The organism is Anabaena sp. CCY 9402-a (assembly GCF_963920945.1).
GTDB lineage: Bacteria > Cyanobacteriota > Cyanobacteriia > Cyanobacteriales > Nostocaceae > Trichormus > Trichormus minutissimus.
Genome location: NZ_CAWUDL010000214.1, coordinates 1 through 573 on the forward strand (window position 1 = coordinate 1; position 573 = coordinate 573).

Sequence of the window (573 nt, forward strand, 5' to 3'; positions counted from 1 at the left end):
ATTCAATCAGACTCCCTTTTTTTCTTGAACATGACCGATTTAGTCTAAACTCCAGAAATTGGTAATGCGAATGAAAAGCTTAACTCTAAACTTAAAAATGATTTTAGGAAGTTTTATGACCTTAAGCTTCCTCTACGTTAACCCGCAACCTTCAATGGCACAACTCAACTGTAATGTGGTGGAATCATTTGGTAATGCTTCCCAGTCCCAGATTTTGACAGAATTGAATAACCGCCTAGCTGGAGAAAGTCAAAATATTAACCGACGTAAAGATTTACGAATTAATCGGGTAGAGAATGTTTCTTTTAATGGTTGTCGGATAACAGTTAAAACCAATGTAACTTTAGAACGAAAGATTCGCCGAGATGCCCACGGAACTGTGACAATAGGCGCAGATATCACATCTTTTAGCTTACCGAATCGGCAATTATGTTATGAAAATGCAAAAGTGACTGATGTGAGTTTGAGTAGAACTCTAGGTATTGGCGAAGCTGTGTATCAATGGGTAGCAAATAGAGTCCCAATACTTCTCGGTTAAGGATTAAGCAGTATTAAGAATAAAAAAAGTGAGTG

The 573-nt window shown here is 37.3% G+C and carries 1 protein-coding gene; it reads left to right on the top strand.

Annotation, left to right across the window (positions count from 1 at the left end; translation table 11 throughout):
- Positions 1-70: 70 nt before the first annotated feature.
- Positions 71-538 (top strand): hypothetical protein, encoded by a 468-nt coding sequence (locus tag ACM0OR_RS28345; RefSeq protein WP_414579737.1) that lies wholly within the window; start codon positions 71-73, stop codon positions 536-538.
- Positions 539-573 lie beyond the last annotated feature (35 nt).

What these genes read in the sequence shown, in the direction of transcription:
- ACM0OR_RS28345 (WP_414579737.1), top strand. Translation starts at nt 71, where the DNA reads ATGAAAAGCTTAACTCTAAACTTAAAAATGATTTTAGGAAGTTTTATG.